The organism is Snodgrassella sp. ESL0304 (genome assembly GCF_013344995.1).
In the GTDB taxonomy this organism is placed as follows: domain Bacteria; phylum Pseudomonadota; class Gammaproteobacteria; order Burkholderiales; family Neisseriaceae; genus Snodgrassella; species Snodgrassella alvi.
Window position 1 is genome coordinate 79,257 of the sequence record NZ_JAAEDR010000013.1, and the last position, 19,270, is coordinate 98,526.

At 42.7% G+C, this 19,270-nt stretch carries 18 protein-coding genes; 7 read left to right on the forward strand and 11 right to left on the reverse strand.

The features are described from left to right. The first annotated feature begins 48 nt into the window (after positions 1–48). The 4 genes from GYX91_RS06135 (at position 49) to GYX91_RS06150 (ending at position 3,109) form a co-directional block, all read left to right on the forward strand. Positions 49–528 (forward strand): PaaI family thioesterase, encoded by a 480-nt coding sequence (locus tag GYX91_RS06135; protein WP_174830224.1) that lies wholly within the window; start codon positions 49–51, stop codon positions 526–528. Next, a complete protein-coding gene (locus tag GYX91_RS06140) occupies positions 525–962 on the forward strand; it encodes a PaaI family thioesterase (RefSeq protein WP_174830226.1) in 438 nt (145 codons plus the stop codon). Before GYX91_RS06135 ends, GYX91_RS06140 begins: the two co-directional genes overlap by 4 nt. 389 nt (positions 963–1,351) lie before the next feature. Next, complete coding sequence (gene pncB / locus GYX91_RS06145) at positions 1,352–2,590, forward strand: nicotinate phosphoribosyltransferase (RefSeq protein ID WP_174830229.1); 1,239 nt, start codon at positions 1,352–1,354, stop codon at positions 2,588–2,590. A gap of 108 nt (positions 2,591–2,698) precedes the next feature. Next, positions 2,699–3,109, forward strand: coding sequence for an RNA-binding S4 domain-containing protein (locus GYX91_RS06150; protein WP_096765525.1), 411 nt, complete (start codon positions 2,699–2,701; stop codon positions 3,107–3,109). 77 nt (positions 3,110–3,186) lie between these two features. Here the strand turns inward: GYX91_RS06150 and GYX91_RS06155 are convergent, their stop codons facing one another. The 11 genes from GYX91_RS06155 to GYX91_RS06205 all read right to left on the reverse strand — a co-directional run bounded on the left by GYX91_RS06155 (position 3,187) and on the right by GYX91_RS06205 (position 15,550). Next, the gene (locus GYX91_RS06155) at positions 3,187–3,747 is read right to left on the reverse strand and encodes a toll/interleukin-1 receptor domain-containing protein (protein WP_037395175.1); all 561 of its coding nucleotides are present in this window, start codon (positions 3,745–3,747) and stop codon (positions 3,187–3,189) included. Positions 3,748–3,959: 212 nt separating this feature from the next. Continuing rightward, complete coding sequence (lpdA, locus tag GYX91_RS06160) at positions 3,960–5,372, reverse strand: dihydrolipoyl dehydrogenase (RefSeq protein ID WP_084587276.1); 1,413 nt, start codon at positions 5,370–5,372, stop codon at positions 3,960–3,962. Positions 5,373–5,523: 151 nt separating this feature from the next. Then, on the reverse strand, positions 5,524–6,741 hold the full coding sequence (gene odhB / locus GYX91_RS06165; protein WP_174830231.1) for a 2-oxoglutarate dehydrogenase complex dihydrolipoyllysine-residue succinyltransferase: 1,218 nt from the start codon (positions 6,739–6,741) through the stop codon (positions 5,524–5,526). Positions 6,742–6,807: 66 nt separating this feature from the next. Continuing rightward, entirely contained in the window at positions 6,808–9,630 is a 2,823-nt protein-coding gene (locus GYX91_RS06170) for a 2-oxoglutarate dehydrogenase E1 component (RefSeq protein ID WP_084586346.1), read from the reverse strand. A 187-nt stretch (positions 9,631–9,817) separates the two neighbouring features. After that, the gene (gene gltA / locus GYX91_RS06175) at positions 9,818–11,101 is read right to left on the reverse strand and encodes a citrate synthase (RefSeq protein ID WP_037476469.1); all 1,284 of its coding nucleotides are present in this window, start codon (positions 11,099–11,101) and stop codon (positions 9,818–9,820) included. Positions 11,102–11,179: 78 nt separating this feature from the next. Further along, a complete protein-coding gene (locus GYX91_RS06180; RefSeq protein WP_084564373.1) occupies positions 11,180–11,431 on the reverse strand; it encodes a succinate dehydrogenase assembly factor 2 in 252 nt (83 codons plus the stop codon). After that, the gene (locus tag GYX91_RS06185; protein WP_025330883.1) at positions 11,431–12,135 is read right to left on the reverse strand and encodes a succinate dehydrogenase iron-sulfur subunit; all 705 of its coding nucleotides are present in this window, start codon (positions 12,133–12,135) and stop codon (positions 11,431–11,433) included. The genes GYX91_RS06180 and GYX91_RS06185 overlap by 1 nt, the downstream gene beginning before the upstream one ends. Before the next feature lie 12 nt (positions 12,136–12,147). Next, positions 12,148–13,917, reverse strand: coding sequence for a succinate dehydrogenase flavoprotein subunit (gene sdhA, locus GYX91_RS06190; protein WP_037395298.1), 1,770 nt, complete (start codon positions 13,915–13,917; stop codon positions 12,148–12,150). Between the two features lie 2 nt (positions 13,918–13,919). Continuing rightward, a complete protein-coding gene (gene sdhD, locus GYX91_RS06195) occupies positions 13,920–14,267 on the reverse strand; it encodes a succinate dehydrogenase, hydrophobic membrane anchor protein (protein ID WP_025330885.1) in 348 nt (115 codons plus the stop codon). Beyond that, on the reverse strand, positions 14,264–14,644 hold the full coding sequence (sdhC, locus tag GYX91_RS06200) for a succinate dehydrogenase, cytochrome b556 subunit (RefSeq protein ID WP_174830233.1): 381 nt from the start codon (positions 14,642–14,644) through the stop codon (positions 14,264–14,266). Before sdhC ends, sdhD begins: the two co-directional genes overlap by 4 nt. 141 nt (positions 14,645–14,785) lie before the next feature. After that, on the reverse strand, positions 14,786–15,550 hold the full coding sequence (locus GYX91_RS06205) for a GntR family transcriptional regulator (protein ID WP_174830235.1): 765 nt from the start codon (positions 15,548–15,550) through the stop codon (positions 14,786–14,788). A 220-nt stretch (positions 15,551–15,770) separates the two neighbouring features. Here GYX91_RS06205 and GYX91_RS06210 point away from each other — a divergent pair, with 220 nt between their 5' ends. The 3 genes from GYX91_RS06210 to metW all read left to right on the forward strand — a co-directional run bounded on the left by GYX91_RS06210 (position 15,771) and on the right by metW (position 18,820). Then, positions 15,771–16,748 (forward strand): malate dehydrogenase, encoded by a 978-nt coding sequence (locus GYX91_RS06210; protein WP_025330888.1) that lies wholly within the window; start codon positions 15,771–15,773, stop codon positions 16,746–16,748. A gap of 339 nt (positions 16,749–17,087) precedes the next feature. After that, positions 17,088–18,227 carry a homoserine O-acetyltransferase gene (locus GYX91_RS06215; protein ID WP_174830237.1) on the forward strand — a complete coding sequence of 380 codons (1,140 nt, stop codon included), beginning with the start codon at positions 17,088–17,090 and terminating at the stop codon, positions 18,225–18,227. After that, entirely contained in the window at positions 18,224–18,820 is a 597-nt protein-coding gene (gene metW / locus GYX91_RS06220) for a methionine biosynthesis protein MetW (RefSeq protein ID WP_084547802.1), read from the forward strand. The genes GYX91_RS06215 and metW overlap by 4 nt, the downstream gene beginning before the upstream one ends. The last annotated feature ends 450 nt before the right edge of the window (positions 18,821–19,270 follow it).

Below are 19,270 nucleotides of genomic sequence, written 5' to 3' on the forward strand. Positions count from 1 at the left end.
TGTAAAAAACCCTAATATAACAGTTAATATTCCAATCAGGATAATCTTATGCCTGCTAACCCTGTATTATTTCAAACTCTGTTTAATCATTACTTAAATATTCCGCATTGCCGCTGGTTAAAAATCTACGGTGACAGTAGTACAGATGAACCTGTTATTTCGGTAGACTGGCGCGACGAATTGCTGGAAAGTCCGAAAACCGGCAATATTCATGGCGGCGTTATTACTACTCTGGTAGATATGGCTTCCGCCTGTACATTAGCAGCATTGTTTCAACAGTTTGAAACGACTGCTACACTGGATATGCGCATAGATTATCTGATGCAGCCAGTGCCTGATCAGCCTATACATGTACGTGCACACTGTTACCGGCAGGAAGGTTCAATTGCCTTTATCCGCAGCCATTGCTTTCAAAATGATGAAACCCGGCCATTTGCACTGGGAATGTCTACTTTTATTCATAACCCGTTAACCCAAGCAGAACAGCAAGCATTACAGGCGTATCTGCAACAGGAGCAGGCAAAATGAACCCAACAATTTTTCAACCGGATGAACAGCTGACTATTCAAGCTCATCAGTGCATACCGTACTGTGCAGCTATCAATCTGCAAATTGGTACGGATAGCCTTAATAAACGTCTGTACAGCTTGCCTTTTGCCAGACAAAATATTGGTAACATTTTCCTGCCTGCACTGCATGGGGGGCTGATTGGCGGCTTTTTACAGAGTTGTATCAGCTTATATCTGATGGAGCAGCAAAACCTGCAAGAATCTGCCCAGATTATTGACTACTCAACGGATTATTTATTAAGCGGTAAACCTGTAGACAGTTATGCACAATGTGAAATTATGCATGCCGGAAAGCGCATTTCACATGTTACTGCAACTATGTGGCAGGCTCAGTCAGATAAACCCATAGCTTTTGCACGGGCACATCTGCAAATGCCGGCAATTGCTAACTGATAAAAAGCTTTTCAAAAGTAAACAGTATTAAATCTCGGCTGAACATGAAATTAAGCTCAATCCCAGTTTAAGCAAATCCAAAGCAGATCAGAAACAATACTGATAGTAAATTATATTCAAGCAACGCAACTGTAATAATAAATCATGTTACAGTTATTCAAACGAACTGCACAGCAGCCGGGTAAAGATTACAACTATGCTGATAAAACCCATTTCTCAAATGGAAACAGGAGCGGAAAGTTTAGCCCCGAATGAATGAGGATTGTTAAATGAATGAGCTCAAATTTTGAGATGCGGATAAAAAATTCTGTAACAATCCTGAAACAGAATTCAGTACATATATTTCTGCATAATACATATTAATTATTTTTATGAATTGCTCCAGCAATATGACCATAGATACCAACCGTCCGCCCATTATCCAGTCTTTACTGGATACAGATTTATATAAATTCACTATGCTTCAGGTAGTATTGCATCAATTCCCTCAGGCAACCGGTGTCTATGAGTTTCGTTGCCGTAACAATCATGAAACAGCCTACCCGCTTGGTGAAATTTTAGAAGAACTTGACTGGGAGCTTGACCGGCTATGCCAGATGAAATTCACTGAAGATGAATTGCAATATTTGCGCAGCCTGCGTTTTATTAAAAGTGATTTCGTCGACTATATGGAGCTGTTTCAACTAAAAAGGCGTTTTATCAAAACTTCTGTAGATGATAATCAATACCTGAATATCCGCATTGAAGGACCGATTATTCAGGCAATGTTTTTCGAAATATTTGTGCTGTCTATTGTTAACGAATTGTACTTTCATCGGCTGGAATCTCCGGAAATACTGGCAGAGGGAGAGCGTCGTCTGCAAGCAAAGGCCGAACTGATTCATCACTATGCAAATGAACAGCACCATTACAACTCTCCTTTTGTTGTTTCCGATTTTGGTACCCGGAGGCGTTATCGTTATTCATGGCAAAAACATGTGATTAAAACCCTTCATGAGGCGGCTCCCGGCGTTTTCAGAGGAACCAGCAACGTACATATCGCCAAAGAACTCAATTTGATTCCGATTGGCACTATGGCTCATGAATTTTTGCAGGCTTTTCAGGCTTTAGATGTCCGGTTACGTGATTTTCAGAAAGCGGCACTGGAAGCCTGGGTACATGAGTATCGTGGTGATTTGGGTATTGCCTTAACAGATGTAGTCGGTATGGATGCATTTTTGTGTGATTTCGATCTGTATTTTGCCAAATTATTTGATGGACTGCGCCACGATAGCGGTGATCCGTATATCTGGGGTGAAAAAGCCTATGCCCATTATCAGAAATTCAAAATAGATACCCGTACCAAAATGCTGACTTTCAGCGACAGTCTGGATTTACAACGCGCGTGGGACTTATATATTCATTTTAACAGCCGTTTCAAAACCAGCTTTGGTATCGGTACCAATTTTACCAATGATATGGGCTTAACCCCATTGAATATCGTATTAAAACTTGTTGAATGTAATGGCCAGTCTGTGGCCAAAATATCGGATTCGCCAGGTAAAACCATGACAGACAACAGCACTTTTCTGGCTTATTTACGTCAAGTTTTCAATATAACCGACAAAATTTCTGTTAATCCGGATTAAACTTATACATTTCGCGCAAAATCTGTTTTAAATAAGCTAAATTATTTAATCCAACAATTATCAGCAACTAAAATAAATAAAAATTACAAGCAGGAATATATAAATTATATGAATAACAGCAACAATATCAGCACAGTAGCAATGCGTCTGGATAAATGGCTTTGGGCTGCAAGATTCTTTAAAACCCGCGCACTGGCACAAAAACACATTGAACTGGGACGGGTACAGGTCAACGGCGCCAAAGTCAAAAACAGTAAGAATATTCAGATTGGTGATACCATTGATTTAACTCTAAATTCTCTTCCTTACAAAATTCAGGTAAAACGATTAAATCATATGCGCCGCCCGGCTCCTGAAGCCCGTTTACTTTATAGCGAAGACAACAATAGCATCGCTAAGCGTGAAGAGATCAAGGCTTTAAATCAGGCAAGTCAGATAACTGCTGCATATCCGGACGGCAGACCCACCAAACGTGATCGCAGAGCACTTGATAAAATAAAAAAACACTGGCAGGAATAATTCTTTAACCTTAATAGGTAATAATATTCAGATTCTAAAATACATTAAAATTTATAACGATTAAAAATAATTATATTTTAATCATTTAGCATATAATTATTCGGACTAAGATGACTATTTTTAACAAAATTATTTTTCTTTAAGGCTTTAGATACCATTTCTTTATTTAGCGGTACATGCAACACAGGAACTTGCGATTTCAATTGTTTGAATAAGGGTAATTTATTTATAAAATAATGTACCTTAAAACTCATGTCTTTTTTACCCTCTACCATCATAAGTTTTTTATCCTGTATGTCTGCATACAGCACAATAACCGGTAATTTCAGATATCCTATACCATACTCCAATTCTTCTTTTACCCCTCTGGACTGAAAAGTATTTTCACTCAAAAACAAAATTATATTATCAGCTTTGTCCAGACGCTCTTTAATACGAGGTTTTAACACACTGTCCCAGTCGCTACCGTCACGGACATCATATTTTTTATGATGTATATCATTAAAAGGAAAAAGTTCATCCTTAAATTTCCATGTTCTTAACTGATTATAATAATAATAGTCCTTTTGAGCTAAAGCACCCGCAGATAACTCATTGAACGGTTCTTCAACATGAAAAATACTGTAATTATGCGCCATATTTCTTCCCTGATTTAGTTTTTTCTAATGAATAAAATAGCAATATTACAGATATTACAATAAAACAAAACAAAAACCTACAAAAATAATTATATAATACAAATAGATAGGACAAATAAATAGTACAAATAGATAAAAAAGCAATACACAATAATCCACTAAAAAACCCGTATCCTCACGGATACGGGCTATTTTTGGACAATATTTAAAACTTATTTAACTGAAGATGCTGCTTCATGAGTCACTTCAGATAAAGTAGGATGAGCGTGAACAATTCGGGTAATATCTTCGCTGGAAGCTTTGAAATCCATTGCCATAACGGCTTCGGCAATCAGTTCTGATGCAACAGGTCCAATAATATGCACACCCAGTACACGATCAGTATCTGCATCAGCCAGAATTTTCACAAATCCCTTAGCCTGACCCATACCCAGGGCGCGGCCGTTGGCAGCAAAGCTGGACTGACCTTTTTTGTATTTTACACCGGCAGCTTTTAGCTGTTCTTCGGTCTGGCCAACCCATGCAATTTCCGGATGAGTATACATAGCCGCAGGAATAGTGTTCATATCTACAAAAGGTTTCTGACCGGCAATTCGTTCAGCCACAGCAACGCCTTCAGCGGAAGCTTTATGCGCCAGCATCGGACCACGAACCACGTCACCAATTGCCCAGACGTTTGGCAAATTGGTGCGGCATTCATCATCAACAACAATAAAGCCACGTTCATCTTTTTGCAGACCAACAGCTTCAGCATTCAGACCATTAGTATTAGGAATACGTCCGATAGCAATAACCAGTTTATCAAAAGTTTCAGTTTTTTCTTCACCGTCAACTGTATATTTAACAGTGACATTGTTTTCACCTTTAACAATTTCTTTAACCATTACGCCAAGGTGAATATTAAGACCTTGTTCTTTAGTGAAAATTTTGAAAGCTTCCTTCGCTACCTGCTGATCAGCTGCAGCAAGGAAGGACGGCATTGCTTCCAGAATAGTCACCTCAGAACCGAGACGATTCCAAACTGAACCCATTTCAAGCCCGATAACACCGGAACCAATCATGCCCAGTTTAGCCGGTACCGCTTCAAGATTCAGCGCACCTTCATTATCCAGTACATTAACATTGTCGATTTCAGTTAAAGGCAGCGGGCGAGGTAAAGATCCTGTCGCCACAATTACATGTTTGGCAGTTATCTGTTGCTTGTTACCATTAGTATCAACTTCAATCTGCCATAAACCATCAGCCTGCCCTTGCAGAGAACCCCGGCCAAAAATACTTTCTACTTTATCTTTTTTAAACAGAAAACCAATACCATTAGTCAGTTTACTTACAATGGCATCTTTACGTTCAATCATTTTTCTGGCATCAAAGCCTTTAACCTGAACATCAATACCATGTTCGGCAAATTCAGTTTGCGCTGCATGGTAATTTTCACTGGTCTGTAATAAAGCTTTAGAAGGAATACAGCCAACATTCAGACAGGTACCGCCCAATGCCGGTGCATCACCCTGTTTATTCAAGCCGGCATCAATACAAGCAGTTTTAAAACCCAGCTCAGCTGCACGAATAGCAGCGACATAGCCGCCAGGACCTGCACCAATTACCACAACGTCAAATTGAGACATTAAAATTCCTTTCAATCATGAATATTTCTGACTGATAAAATAAACCGTAATGCGGCACAAACGCCATTTGATAATGTGTGGCGGCCATCATTACGGTTGTTATTATTGCCTGCCAGATAAAAATACTAACTATAGCAGCCAGTTTATTTGCTTACAGTTCAAGCAACAGACGGGCAGGATCTTCCAGAGCATCCTTAATAGCTACCAGAGTCAGTACGGCTTCACGTCCATCTATCAAACGGTGGTCGTAAGAAAGAGCCAGATACATCATCGGACGTACAACAACCTGACCATTTTCTACTACAGCACGTTCTTTAGTCGCATGCATGCCTAAAATAGCAGATTGAGGCGGATTAATAATCGGTGTAGACATCATAGAACCGAAAGTCCCGCCATTGGTAATACTGAAGGTACCACCAGTCAGGTCTTCAAGTGCCAGCTTGCCGTCTTTCGCTTTAACTGCATAATCATGAATAGCCTGTTCGATATCGGCTATGCTCATCTGATCTGCATCACGCAGAATCGGTACAACCAGGCCGCGCGGGCTGCCAATCGCGATACCAATATCAAAATAACCATGGTATACAACATCAGTACCATCAATAGAAGCATTAACAACCGGATATTTTTTCAATGCGGCAACAGCAGCTTTAACAAAGAAAGACATAAAGCCCAGTTTAACACCATACTCTTTCTGGAACTGTTCTTTATAACGGTTACGTAAATCCATAACCGGCTTCATGTTCACTTCATTAAATGTTGTCAGAATAGCATTTTCGTGCTGTGACTGTAATAAGCGCTCAGCAACACGAGAACGCAGACGCGACATAGGTACACGCTGTTCCACACGTTCACCGGTTGTAGAAGGTGCAGAGGCTTTGCTGGTTGCCATAACCGGAGCAGCAGCCAGAGCTGAAGCAGCAGCGGCAACATCTTCTTTAAGTACACGTCCGTCACGGCCTGAACCCTGAATATTAGCAGTATTCACACCTTTTTCGGCTGCCAGTTTGGCAGCAGCAGGCATGGCAACACCAGCCTGAGACTGATTAGCCGGAGCGGCAGTCTGAGTTGCAGCAGCTGCCGGAGCAGTTTCAGCAGCGGCTGCTGCCGGAGCTGTGGCTTCAGCAGTAGCTGAAGTATCGATTTTTGCCAGTAACTGACCGGCAGTTACGGTAGCACCATCTGCTTCAATGATTTCAACCAGTTTACCTGCCTGCTGAGCCGGTAATTCCAGTACAACTTTATCTGTTTCCAGATCAATCAGGTTTTCGTCACGCTGTACGAAATCACCCACTTTTTTATTCCAGGTCATCAGGGTAGCTTCGGTCACACTTTCCGGAAGCATAGGAACGGTTACATCAATAATCATGGATTACTCCTAAAAAAAGGGTATCGGCCACCACTACAGTGGCCAGTTATTCATAACAGATTCGGATTACTTTAAGTCCAACGCATCATCAACCAGCTGTTTAAGCTGGGCAACGTGTTTACTCATGTAACCCACTGCTGGTGAGGCACTAGCCGGACGGCCTGCAAAAATAACCTTTTGCTTGCTACCAGCAATCTTTTCAATGCGATGGCGAATCTGGAACCAGGCACCCTGATTTCTCGGTTCTTCCTGAGCCCAAAGAATTTCAGTTGCATTAGGATAACGGCTCAGTTCAGCAGCCAGCTGTTCGTACGGGAACGGATATAACTGTTCTACGCGGATAATCGCAATGTCTTTACCCAGATCACGTTCAAGACGTGCTTTATTGATATCGTAATAAACCTGTCCGGCACACAAAATCACTCGCTTAACACTATTTTCATTACCTTCAACCTGATCGCCGATAACCGGGCGGAAAACGTGGCCTTCAGTAAAGTCACTGAGCTGGCTCATGGATTCATTAAAGCGCAGCAGACGTTTAGACATGAAAATAACCAGTGGTTTACGGTATGGACGTAATACCTGACGGCGCAGCAGGTGGAACATCTGAGAAGCCTCAGACGGCATGACAACCTGAATATTCTCTTCAGAGCATAATTGCAGCCAGCGTTCCAGACGACCAGAAGAGTGTTCCGGACCCTGACCATCATAACCATGCGGCAGAATAACCGTCAGACCGCATAAACGTCCCCATTTGGTTTCACCGGAAGTGACAAACTGGTCAATGGCAACCTGAGCACCATTGGCAAAGTCGCCAAACTGCCCTTCCCAGATAACCAGCTGGTCAGGCGCACTGCAGGCAAACCCGTATTCATAAGCCAATACAGCTTCTTCATTCAGAATAGAATCAATTACTAAGAAAGAAGCCTGATTTTCGCTCAGATTACGCAATGGTACATAAGCCCCGGCATCACTTTTTTCACGTTTCTGATCGTGCAATACTGCATGACGGTGTGAGAAAGTACCACGACCGGAGTCCTCGCCGGAAATGCGTACACCATTACCATTAGTTACCAAACTGGCATAAGCCAGAGTTTCTGCCATACCCCAGTCTACCGGCTGCGTACCTTCTGCCATCGCCATACGACCGGCCAGCATTTTTTTCACCGTATTATGCGGAGTAAACCCTTCCGGCAATGCAGTAAATTTTTCAGCAAGACGTTTAATATCGGCAGCAGGAATACCGGTTTCAACCGGATGATTCCAGTGGGTACCCATATAAGGTGTCCAGTCTACTGCATACTTATGGTTATAATCAGTCAGAGTAGTCTGCTCAACATGCTCACCTTTATCCAGTGCATCACGGTAAGCCTGAATCAGTCCCTCAGCCTGTTCTTTAGTAATGACATTTTCACTTACCAGGCGATCAGAATACAGAGAACGGGTGCCCGGATGCTGATGAATTTTGTTATACATCATTGGCTGAGTCAGCATCGGATCATCACCTTCGTTGTGACCCAGTTTACGGAAGCAGACAATATCCACCACCACGTCTTTACCGAAAGACTTACGGTAATCCATTGCCAGACCCATTACATAGCTTACTGCTTCAGGATCATCACCGTTCACATGGAAAATCGGCGCGTCAACCATTTTAGCCAGATCAGTGCAGTAAACCGTAGAACGAGTGTCACGTAAATCAGAAGTCGTAAAACCAATTTGATTATTGATGACAATATGGATAGTACCGCCAGTAGTATAGCCGCGGGTTTGTGACAGATTGAAATTAGCCTGATTGACACCCAGACCAATAAATGCAGAATCACCATGAATCAATACCGGCAATACCGCATTACGACCGGATTCACCACGGCGTTTCTGCCGCGCACGTACTGCCCCTTCGACAACAGGGTTAACAATTTCCAGATGAGAAGGATTGAAAGCCAGTGAAACGTGTAAAGGACCGTTACCGGTAGCCAGATCAGAAGTGAAACCCATATGATATTTCACATCACCACTTGGCAGAGTAGTTGTATATTTACCTTCAAATTCGCTGAATAAATCACGGGGTTCTTTACCCAGAATATTTACCAGTACATTCAGGCGGCCGCGATGGGCCATGCCAATCATAACTTCTTCAACACCCTGACTACCACAGTGCTGAATCAGATAATCAAGGGCGACAATTGTACTTTCACCACCTTCAAGCGAAAAGCGTTTCTGACCGACATAACGGGTGTGCAAATAGCGTTCAAGCGTTTCAGCCGCAGTCAGCTGCTTCAGAATGCGACGTTTGTGTTCAGGCGTATAACTGGAAACTGATAAATCTTTTTCCACCCGCTCTTGTACCCAGTTGCGTTCATCCGGCCGGGTAATATGCATATACTCAACACCCACGGTGCTGCAATAAGTCTGATCCAGGCGGTTAATAATTTCAGATAAAGGCAGTTTAGGACTGCTTCCAAAATCGCTGCCGGTATAAAATTTAGTAGACATATCTGCCGCAGTCAGCCCGTATTGTGCCGGGTCAAGTTCAGCCAGATATTCTTTAGGACGGCGTTTTAACGGATCCAGATTTGCATTACGCGCGCCGAGGATACGATAAGCGTTCATCAGATTTAATACTGATACCTGCTTTTGCAATACATTTAAATCAACACTACCCTGAGTAGCAGCATGCTGTCTGGACAGATTAACAAAAGATTCCTGAATCGGTAATTGCGGTATATCCTTGGCAACATAGCCCGGTAATGCAGCTACTTTGTCAAAATAATCTTTCCAGTATTCGTCAACTGAATCACGATCCTTTAGGTAGCTCTCGTAAAGCTCCTCAATATAAGGAGCATTGGCACCATATAAATAAGAAAGATTGGTTTGTTCTTCCATCATGGTAAAAATCCTTTTTACCTCAAACTAATAAAACAGGAATATCACTATCCCCTACCAATAAAGAATCGATTGCCGATTCCAGATTACCGCATATCAACATACCGATTCCAGATCACCACGCATAAGCATGGTGATGAAGCATCAGTATGCTTCAGGCAGCAATAAAGCTGCCTGAATACATAAATAACTAGCGTTTATCCACTGGGAGATAATCGCGCCGACCGGATCCTGTATACAGCTGACGCGGACGACCGATTTTCTGATTCGGATCAGCTATCATTTCGTGCCAGTGTGATACCCAGCCTACTGTGCGTGCCAGTGCAAACAGCACGGTAAACATAGTTACCGGAATACCCAGAGCACTCAGCACAATACCGGAGTAAAAATCCACGTTCGGATAAAGTTTGCGTTCAACAAAATAAGGATCTTCAAGCGCAATTTTTTCCAGAGCCATTGCCAGCTTGAATTTAGGGCTATCATGCAATCCCAGTTCTTTTAACACTTCATCACATGTCTGCTTCATGATTTTGGCACGCGGATCCATATTTTTGTACACGCGATGTCCAAAACCCATCAGACGATAACGCTTTTCTTTAACTCCCTGCATAAATTCTTCAACGCGGGACACATCACCAATTTCATCCAGCATTTTCAATACAGCTTCATTGGCACCACCATGAGCAGGTCCCCACAGGCAGGCAATCCCGGCAGCAATACATGCAAACGGATTTGCCCCGGAAGAGCCGGCAATGCGTACTGTAGAAGTAGATGCATTCTGCTCATGATCCGCATGCAAAATGAAAATCCGGTCTAAAGCACGTTCCAGCACAGGATTAACAACATAATCCTCAGTTGGTTTAGCAAACATCATATGCAGGAAATTACCGGTATAAGTCAGATTGTTCCGCGGATAATTAAATGGCAATCCTTTTGAGTAGCGGTAACACATAGCTGCGAGAGTCGGAATCTTGGCAATCATGCGGTATTCCGCAATTCGGCGGTGTTCAGGATTATTGATATCCAAACTGTCCTGATAGAATGCAGCCAGTGCACCTACTACCCCGACCATCATTGACATCGGATGAGCATCACGACGAAAACCCCTGAAAAACCAGGTTAATTGTTCATGCACCATATTATGGCGCAAAACACCCAGTTCAAATTTCTGTTTTTCGACTGCATCAGGTAATTCACCATATACGAGCAGATAGCATGTTTCCAGATAATCACTGTGTTCAGCCAGCTGCTCAATAGGATATCCCCGATAATATAACTGCCCCTTTTCACCATCAATGAAAGTGATTTTGGATTCACAGGATGCGGTTGAAGTAAACCCGGGATCAAACATAAATGTCCCGGTCTCACCATACAGTTTACGAATGTCCACTACATCCGGACCCAAACTGCCAGACAAAACCGGCATCTCAAAAGGCTCTTGCCCCTCAATGCTCAGTATAGCTTTCTTAGTCATCCATAACTCCTTAATTTTCAATTTTTCTATTTAAATAAACTAAACTTAAATACGTTAACAAAAGCAATGTATTTACAGCTACTGAGCCTGCCTGATTTTAGCCAGAACAGACTCAAATTCAGAGTCAGTACAACCCTCAGACTGATTGATTAACGCCAGAATTTCCGGATCAGGCAAATCCATTAATGCCACAAACACAGCTAACTCTTCGTTACATAACTGATCAAAAGCATGAGTCATAAACCGGCCCAGAATAATATCCAGCTCGAGTAAACCGCGTCGGGTTAGCCAGCGTATGCGGCGTTTGGCATTATCATCAAAATCCTGCATCAGATAGCTCTTCTCAACATTAAATCTTTAATCTTACCGATAGCACGAGTCGGATTCAGATGTTTAGGGCAAACATCCACACAATTCATGATCGTATGACAACGGAACAGACGGTAAGGATCATTCAGATTGTCCAGACGTTCATTGGTGCGCGTATCACGAGTATCAGCAATAAAGCGGTAAGCATTCAGCAAACCTGAAGGACCAACAAATTTGTCAGGATTCCACCAGAAAGAAGGACAAGAAGTAGAACAGCAGGCGCACAGAATACATTCATATAAACCATCCAGCTCTTTACGCTCAGCCTGTGACTGCAAACGTTCACGTGTCGGAGCAGCTGTATCATTGATCACATAGGGTTTAATTGAATGGTATTGATTGAAGAACTGAGTAAAATCAACAATCAGATCACGGATAACCGGCAAAGCAGGTAACGGTTTTAACACTATCGGCTGTTTTAGACTGCGAATATCAGTCAGACATGCCAGACCATTTTTACCATTAATATTCATACCATCAGAACCGCAAATACCTTCGCGGCAGGAACGGCGGAATGACAAACTGTCATCCTGCGCTTTAAGTTTAATCAGCGCATCCAACAGCTTTACATCAGTCGGTTCAATTTCGAGTTCATAATCTTTCATGTACGGCTTATCATCCACATCGGGATTATAGCGGTACACCTGGAAGCGGATTTTTTCCATCTTGATAGTTCCTTAGTAAACGCGTTCAGCTGGTTTTATGTATTCCACACTCAGAGGTTTAGTGTGTACTGGTTTATATTCCAGATGCTGATCTTCAGCGTAGTACAATGTGTGTTTCATCCAGTTTTCATCATCACGGTTCGGATGATCATCGGAAGCATGTGCTCCGCGTGATTCTTTACGTGCCTCAGCAGAAACCAGGGTCGCCTGAGCCACTTCAATCAGATTATCCAGCTCCAGCGCTTCCAGCCGTGCAGTATTCCAAACCTTACTCTTATCGTGAATCTGGGTTTTGGCTACACGTTCGGCAATTTCATTGATTTTTTCAATTCCTTCTTTCAGCAGAGCATCTGTACGGAATACCCCGGCATGTGACTGTACACACCGCTGCAAATCATTACGTACTTCAGATACCTCTTCACCATTAGTCTGATTTTCCAGACGGCTTAGACGTGCAAGTGTTTTTTCACCAACATCTGCCGGCAACTCACGGTGTGCTACCTGCTTTTTGATGTAGTCAATCATATGATCGCCGGCTGCTTTCCCGAACACCACAAGGTCAAGTAAAGAATTGGTACCCAGACGGTTTGCACCATGCACTGAAGCACAGGCACATTCACCTGCTGCATAGAAACCGGGAACTGGAGCTTCCAGATCATCACCTTTGGCCATTACCACCTGACCATGATAATTAGTAGGAATACCGCCCATCATATAGTGGCAGGTCGGAACCACCGGAATCGGATCTTTAATTGGGTCCACACCGGCAAATTGAATGGAAATCTCGCGGATACCCGGCAGTTTTTCCATAATTTTTTCTGCGCCAAGATGGTCCACTTTCAGCAGTACATGGTCTTTATTTTTACCTACTCCACGGCCTTCATGAATTTCAATAGCCATTGCACGGGACACCACATCACGACAGGCCAGATCTTTTACAGTTGGCGCATAACGTTCCATAAAGCGTTCGCCCTCACTGTTAAGCAAAATTCCGCCTTCACCGCGCACACCTTCAGTAATCAGCACCCCGGCACCCGCCACACCAGTAGGATGGAATTGCCAGAACTCCATGTCTTCCAGAGGAATACCTGCACGGGCAGCCATACCCAGACCATCACCAGTATTCATATAGGCATTGGTAGAAGAAGCATAGATACGTCCGGCACCGCCAGTAGCAAAAAGTACAGCCTTTGCATGCAAAATGAAAACTTCACCCGTTTCCATTTCCATTGCAATAACCCCGATTACCACACCTTCTGAATCCCGAATCAGATCCAGAGCAGCCCATTCCACAAAAAACTGGGTTTCTGCATGCACATTTTGCTGATATAAGGTATGCAGCATTGCATGACCGGTACGGTCTGCCACTGCACAGGCACGTTCTACAGCACGTTTACCAAACTCAGCAGTATGTCCGCCAAACGGGCGCTGATAAATTTTGCCGGATTCAACCCGGTCAAACGGCATACCCATATGTTCAAGTTCAACTACAGCATCAGGAGCGCGGCGTGTCATGAATTCGATTGCATCCTGATCACCCAGCCAGTCGGAACCTTTAACGGTATCGTACATATGCCAGTTCCAATGGTCTTCCTGTACATTACCCAGCGAAGCAGAAATCCCGCCCTGGGCAGCTACCGTATGAGAACGGGTTGGAAAAACCTTAGACAGCACTACTGTATTTAAACCTGCTTTAGATAATTGCAGAGCGGCACGAAGCCCTGCACCACCGCCGCCTACGATTACTGCATCAAAACGACGTACCGGCAAACTCTTGGGCATATTCATGCTACCCCCCAAATCACTTTAACAGAATAAATCAGACAGCCAACCAGCCACAGGATAGTGGCAACATGCAAAAACAGGCGCAAACCTGCTGGTTTGATATAGTCCATCCACAAATCACGTATACCAACCCATGCATGCAATACCAGTGCCAGCACAAAAATCTGTGTTATCAGACGAACCCACGTCTGAGCAAAGAAACACTGCCATTCCTGATAACTATGCGGTAAACAGATAATCATAATTAAAAACAAGACTGAGTACACCAGCATGATTACTGCCGTGATACGCTGCATAATCCAATCGCGCAGACCATAGTGCGCGCCGGCTAATTTACGATCAATCATGATAACAAGCACGCTCCATAAATAATAACGGACAATACAATTGCACAAATAACCACCGCTTTAGCCGAAGCGCGTGCCGTTTTTAGTTCTGTACCTTTATGAATATCCATAAACAAAAAGCGCACACCGGCCAGACTGTGGTAAACATATGCCAGCAAAAGAACAAAAAGAATGCACTTCACCATAGGATGATGCACAAGCTCCTGATAAGTATTGAACGCAGATTCATGGGAAAGCGTACCTGAAAACAGCCATAAAAACAGCGGAATACAGACAAATAGCGCGATACCACTAAAACGATGAAAAATAGACACAATACCCGGAATGGGTAATCGTATCTTTTGTATATCCAGATACACTGGCCTTTCTTTTTGCATCGGTGACTCCTCTTGTATTATTAGAAGATATAAACTCAAAACCAGCGACCAAAGCCGCACCCAACCGAAATTTACTGCAATTGACCCAGTTTTTAACAAACAGGCAACATTACTACACACCAATTATTTACAATACCGGCATCAGTACTCAGCAGAGCTGCCACTTAGTTGCAAAGACTGATTTCCAAGTTGTAAATAACGCCGGCGCCATTCATAAGGAACACCGTCGACACTCTGGCTCAAACGCCCGATACAAAGGGCATGCGAAGCCATATCTGCCTTCAACAGTCTGGCAATCTCAGGACGCAGAACTGTCTGCCAAAGCCATTGTCGCGAAGTATCCATCAAAACATCATACTCAAGCAACAAAAAAGCATAAAAACTACTGCGGCGGCGCATAAAACGTACATTTAAATCCTGCAATAACGCAACAGGTAAAAATAATTCATCCACCGCCACTTCAATATAACCGGTACGCCATAGCAGCATAATTTTCCATACCGGTTCTGCGATTTTTATACCTAACTGCATAGCAGTTTCTTCATCCGCAACAGCAACAGTCACACTCAGAACTTCAGCTACCGGCCAAACCTGCTCAGTTTTAGCCTGTTGCAATACCGGAATTTCAGTAAAAGGATAATATCCCCAGTCCCAGTTTTGCTGGGTAACAAAGGTTCCTACCCCCTGATAACGCTGCAGAATACCCCGCGCGGCCAGTTCACTCAGACCTTTACGCACGGTTCCCTGACTTACATTCCACTGCCTGGCCAGATCCCATTCACTAGGCAAAGGCTGACCAGGCTTGAAATCACCATCAGCAAGCAAATGAAAAACCCGCTGCATTACAGACTGGTATAAAGGAATGTGTCTTTTAAGCGAACTGATTTTAAATCTATTGTACGACATTTCAAACTCATGTAAATAAAGTCTTATATAAGACATAAGATAACACAGAAAAACTCACTTAATATTCTCAAAAAAGCATCAATCTATTACTTCAATTAATTTAATTTTGAAAATAATTTTGCTATCATACAGCCCAAATTCTTGTAGTACAGACATATTAAATACCTTTAAGACAAGAAAAAATATTTATAGTCGTGTTTTTATTTTAAGAGGATATGTTATGAAAAAACCTGTACGCATTGCCGTGACGGGTGCTACCGGCCAGATTGGTTATGCTTTACTGTTCCGGATTGCCAGCGGTGATATGCTGGGAGCTGATACTCCAGTTATCCTGCAATTGCTTGATTTGCCTCAGTCGCAAACTGCTGCCCAGGGGGTAATGATGGAATTACAGGATTGCGCATTTCCCCTGCTCACCGATATGTTTGCGACTCATGATCCTGAAGTGGCATTCAAAGATGCAGATATAGCTATCCTCGTCGGTGCACGTCCGCGCAGTAAAGGTATGGAACGCAGCGACTTATTACAGGCCAATGCCGAAATCTTCAAAACACAGGGTGCAGCACTGAATAAAGTGGCCAGCCGCGATGTGAAAGTCCTTGTTGTAGGTAATCCTGCCAATACCAATGCTTATATCGCCATGAAGTCTGCCCCTGATTTACCGGCAAAAAATTTTACCGCACTGATGCGTCTAGATCAGAACCGCGCACTTAGTCAGCTGGCAGAAAAAATTAATAAACCAGTAAGCAAAATAAAACAGCTGTGTGTATGGGGAAATCACAGTCCTACCATGTACACTGATTACCGCTTTGCCCGGATAGATAATGAAAACGTAGCAGAAATGATTAATGATCAGGACTGGTATGTAAAAGAGTATTTGCCTAAAGTAGGCAAACGCGGATCAGCCATCATTGAAGCACGAGGTCTGTCTTCTGCTGCCAGTGCCGCCAATGCAATTATCGATCAGATTCATGACTGGGTAATCGGCAGTAATGGAGAATGGGTTACTATGGGCGTACCCTCAGACGGTTCTTATGGCATCCCGGAAGAAATAGTATTCGGCTTTCCCATGACTTGTGAAAATGGCGAGTACACTATTGTTCAGGATTTACCTATTGATGAATTCAGTCAGCAGCGTATTAATCAGACACTGGCTGAACTTGAAGAAGAAAAAGCAGAAGTGAGCAGCTTACTTTAAATACTGAAAATATCTCTGGCCGGCCTGAAACATCAGACCGGCTTTTTTTTTATCACTTGTTTGTATTAATGCTGATTAATACAAAACAGATTTCAATACAAATATCAGCAATATTAGCGAACTAATTACTATCAACACCAGCGCCAGACAGTTTACCCAGTATCCGAGCGTCTGTTTTTGCTGCCTTCCAAGTATATACTTAAGCAAAACACCCAATAACATTACAAAAAGAAACAGACGCAGCAAACGGCCTATCATTTATTTTCCAAAACACGTTATATCTGTGCAAACCAGACAAAGTCGTTATAATGCCAGTTTTCTATTCTTTTAACTAATCCTATGAAAGAAATAGACAGCATTGGCATTGTAACCCCGCAAAAGTGGTCTTTTGACAGCCCGCTCACCCTGCAAAACGGTTGTATTCTGCCCCGGTTTGAATTAATGATTGAAACCTACGGCACACTTAATGCAGACAAAAGTAATGCGGTATTAATATGTCATGCACTGTCAGGAAATCACCATGTAGCGGGTTACCATAGTAAAAATGATAAACACCCCGGCTGGTGGGATAATATGATTGGTCCGGGAAAACCTGTTGATACCAATCGTTTTTTTGTTGTCGGCTTAAATAATCTGGGCGGCTGTCACGGCAGCACCGGTCCGTTGAGTATCAATCCGGACACAGGAAAAGCTTACGGTGCTGATTTTCCGATGGTAACCGTAAAAGACTGGGTAGAAAGTCAGTCTATGCTGGCCGACCGCTTCGGCATTGATAAATGGGCTGCGGTTATGGGCGGAAGTCTGGGCGGAATGCAGGCATTACAATGGGCAATCGACAAACCGCAACGCCTGAGACATGCATTGATTATTGCCTCAGCTCCACGATTATCTACCCAAAATATTGCCTTTAATGATGTAGCCAGACAAGCCATTCTTACCGATCCGGATTTTTGTCAGGGACAATACGCGCAACAGCAGAAAATTCCGCGACGAGGTTTGCGTATCGCTCGTATGATGGGACACATTACCTATCTGGCAGAAGACGGATTGGGTAAAAAATTCGGGCGCCAGATGCGACAACCAAACTACCAGTATGATTACAACGTTGAATTTGAAGTTGAATCCTATCTTCGCTATCAGGGCGATAAATTTGCCGAAGTGTTCGATGCCAATAGTTATTTACTGATGACAAAAGCACTTGATTATTTTGATCCGGCGCGTGATTATGATGGTAGTCTGGTAGCCGCAGTATCGGCAATTCAGGCCAGAATACTGATAGCCAGCTTCAGCAGCGACTGGCGTTTTTCACCCAGACGCTCACAGGAATTACTCGATGCTTTGGTAGCGGCCAACAAACCCGTGCAATATATTGCCCTTAAATCAGCTCACGGACATGATGCCTTTTTAATGGAAGATACTGATTATCAGGCGGCTATCCGCATTTATTTCAACAATATTGCCACTGAACTAACACAATGAACATATCATCAGTACCACTGCGTGATGACCTGCAAATGATTTTCGACTGGATTACACCCAATAGTCGTGTACTGGATTTAGGCTGCGGAGACGGAGAACTGCTGGCCGCACTAGTCAGACACAAAAATTGTCAGGGATATGGATTAGAAATTAATACCAATAGCGTATTAGCTGCTATGCAACGTGGCATCAACGTAATACAGGCTGATCTGGAAGCCGGTTTGCAACATTTTAATGATAACAGCTTTGACATCATCGTTTTGAGCCAAACCATTCAGTCTATGCAAAATACGGAAAACATCCTGCAGGAAATGAAACGAGTCGCCGCAGAAGCTATTGTCACCTTTCCCAATTTCGGCTACTGGCGCAACCGCCTGCAAATCGCACTGGGCGGACATATGCCGGTATCCGAACGCATGCCCTATCAATGGTATAACACCCCGAACATTCATTGGTGCACCCTTCAGGATTTTGATAAATTATGTGCCAAAAATCATTTAAAAATTTTGCAACGAGCAGTAATGAGCGGAAATAAACGCATTTCCCTCTGGCCAAACTTGCTTGGTAGTCTGGCCTTTTATCGCGTAGGCTGATCATCACACAGTTAAAGTATACCGGCTGGTATCCGGTATACTTTAACAACATTATCCATTTACACACTAAAAACGCACAACTAATATCCAGCATAAATCAGTTAATCTAATTGATAATTACCAATTCATTTATCGATATAGTATTCTTAATCAAAAGTTCGATAATTCGACTATATTTTTATAACATTATAATTTATTTAATTTTTTAATTTAGAGTTATCGATAATTCAACTATGTATGAAAAGTTCGATAATTCAACTTTATTTTTGCAACATTATGATTTATTTAATTTTTTAATTTGGAGTTATCGATAATTCAGTTATGTATGAAGAGTTCGATAATTCAACTATATTTTTATAATATTATGATTTATTTAATTTTTTAATTTGGAGTTATCGATAATTCAACTATGTATGAAAAGTTCGATAATTCAACTTTATTTTTGCAACA

What these genes read in the sequence shown, in the direction of transcription:
- GYX91_RS06210 (WP_025330888.1), top strand. Translation starts at nt 15,771, where the DNA reads ATGAAAAAACCTGTACGCATTGCCGTGACGGGTGCTACCGGCCAGATT.
- GYX91_RS06150 (WP_096765525.1), top strand. Translation starts at nt 2,699, where the DNA reads ATGAATAACAGCAACAATATCAGCACAGTAGCAATGCGTCTGGATAAA.
- GYX91_RS06135 (WP_174830224.1), top strand. Translation starts at nt 49, where the DNA reads ATGCCTGCTAACCCTGTATTATTTCAAACTCTGTTTAATCATTACTTA.
- gltA (WP_037476469.1), bottom strand. Translation starts at nt 11,101, where the DNA reads ATGACTAAGAAAGCTATACTGAGCATTGAGGGGCAAGAGCCTTTTGAG.
- GYX91_RS06140 (WP_174830226.1), top strand. Translation starts at nt 525, where the DNA reads ATGAACCCAACAATTTTTCAACCGGATGAACAGCTGACTATTCAAGCT.
- sdhA (WP_037395298.1), bottom strand. Translation starts at nt 13,917, where the DNA reads ATGCCCAAGAGTTTGCCGGTACGTCGTTTTGATGCAGTAATCGTAGGC.
- sdhC (WP_174830233.1), bottom strand. Translation starts at nt 14,644, where the DNA reads ATGCAAAAAGAAAGGCCAGTGTATCTGGATATACAAAAGATACGATTA.
- pncB (WP_174830229.1), top strand. Translation starts at nt 1,352, where the DNA reads ATGACCATAGATACCAACCGTCCGCCCATTATCCAGTCTTTACTGGAT.
- metW (WP_084547802.1), top strand. Translation starts at nt 18,224, where the DNA reads ATGAACATATCATCAGTACCACTGCGTGATGACCTGCAAATGATTTTC.
- GYX91_RS06205 (WP_174830235.1), bottom strand. Translation starts at nt 15,550, where the DNA reads ATGTCGTACAATAGATTTAAAATCAGTTCGCTTAAAAGACACATTCCT.
- sdhD (WP_025330885.1), bottom strand. Translation starts at nt 14,267, where the DNA reads ATGATTGATCGTAAATTAGCCGGCGCGCACTATGGTCTGCGCGATTGG.
- GYX91_RS06155 (WP_037395175.1), bottom strand. Translation starts at nt 3,747, where the DNA reads ATGGCGCATAATTACAGTATTTTTCATGTTGAAGAACCGTTCAATGAG.
- GYX91_RS06170 (WP_084586346.1), bottom strand. Translation starts at nt 9,630, where the DNA reads ATGATGGAAGAACAAACCAATCTTTCTTATTTATATGGTGCCAATGCT.
- GYX91_RS06215 (WP_174830237.1), top strand. Translation starts at nt 17,088, where the DNA reads ATGAAAGAAATAGACAGCATTGGCATTGTAACCCCGCAAAAGTGGTCT.
- GYX91_RS06185 (WP_025330883.1), bottom strand. Translation starts at nt 12,135, where the DNA reads ATGGAAAAAATCCGCTTCCAGGTGTACCGCTATAATCCCGATGTGGAT.
- odhB (WP_174830231.1), bottom strand. Translation starts at nt 6,741, where the DNA reads ATGATTATTGATGTAACCGTTCCTATGCTTCCGGAAAGTGTGACCGAA.
- lpdA (WP_084587276.1), bottom strand. Translation starts at nt 5,372, where the DNA reads ATGTCTCAATTTGACGTTGTGGTAATTGGTGCAGGTCCTGGCGGCTAT.
- GYX91_RS06180 (WP_084564373.1), bottom strand. Translation starts at nt 11,431, where the DNA reads ATGCAGGATTTTGATGATAATGCCAAACGCCGCATACGCTGGCTAACC.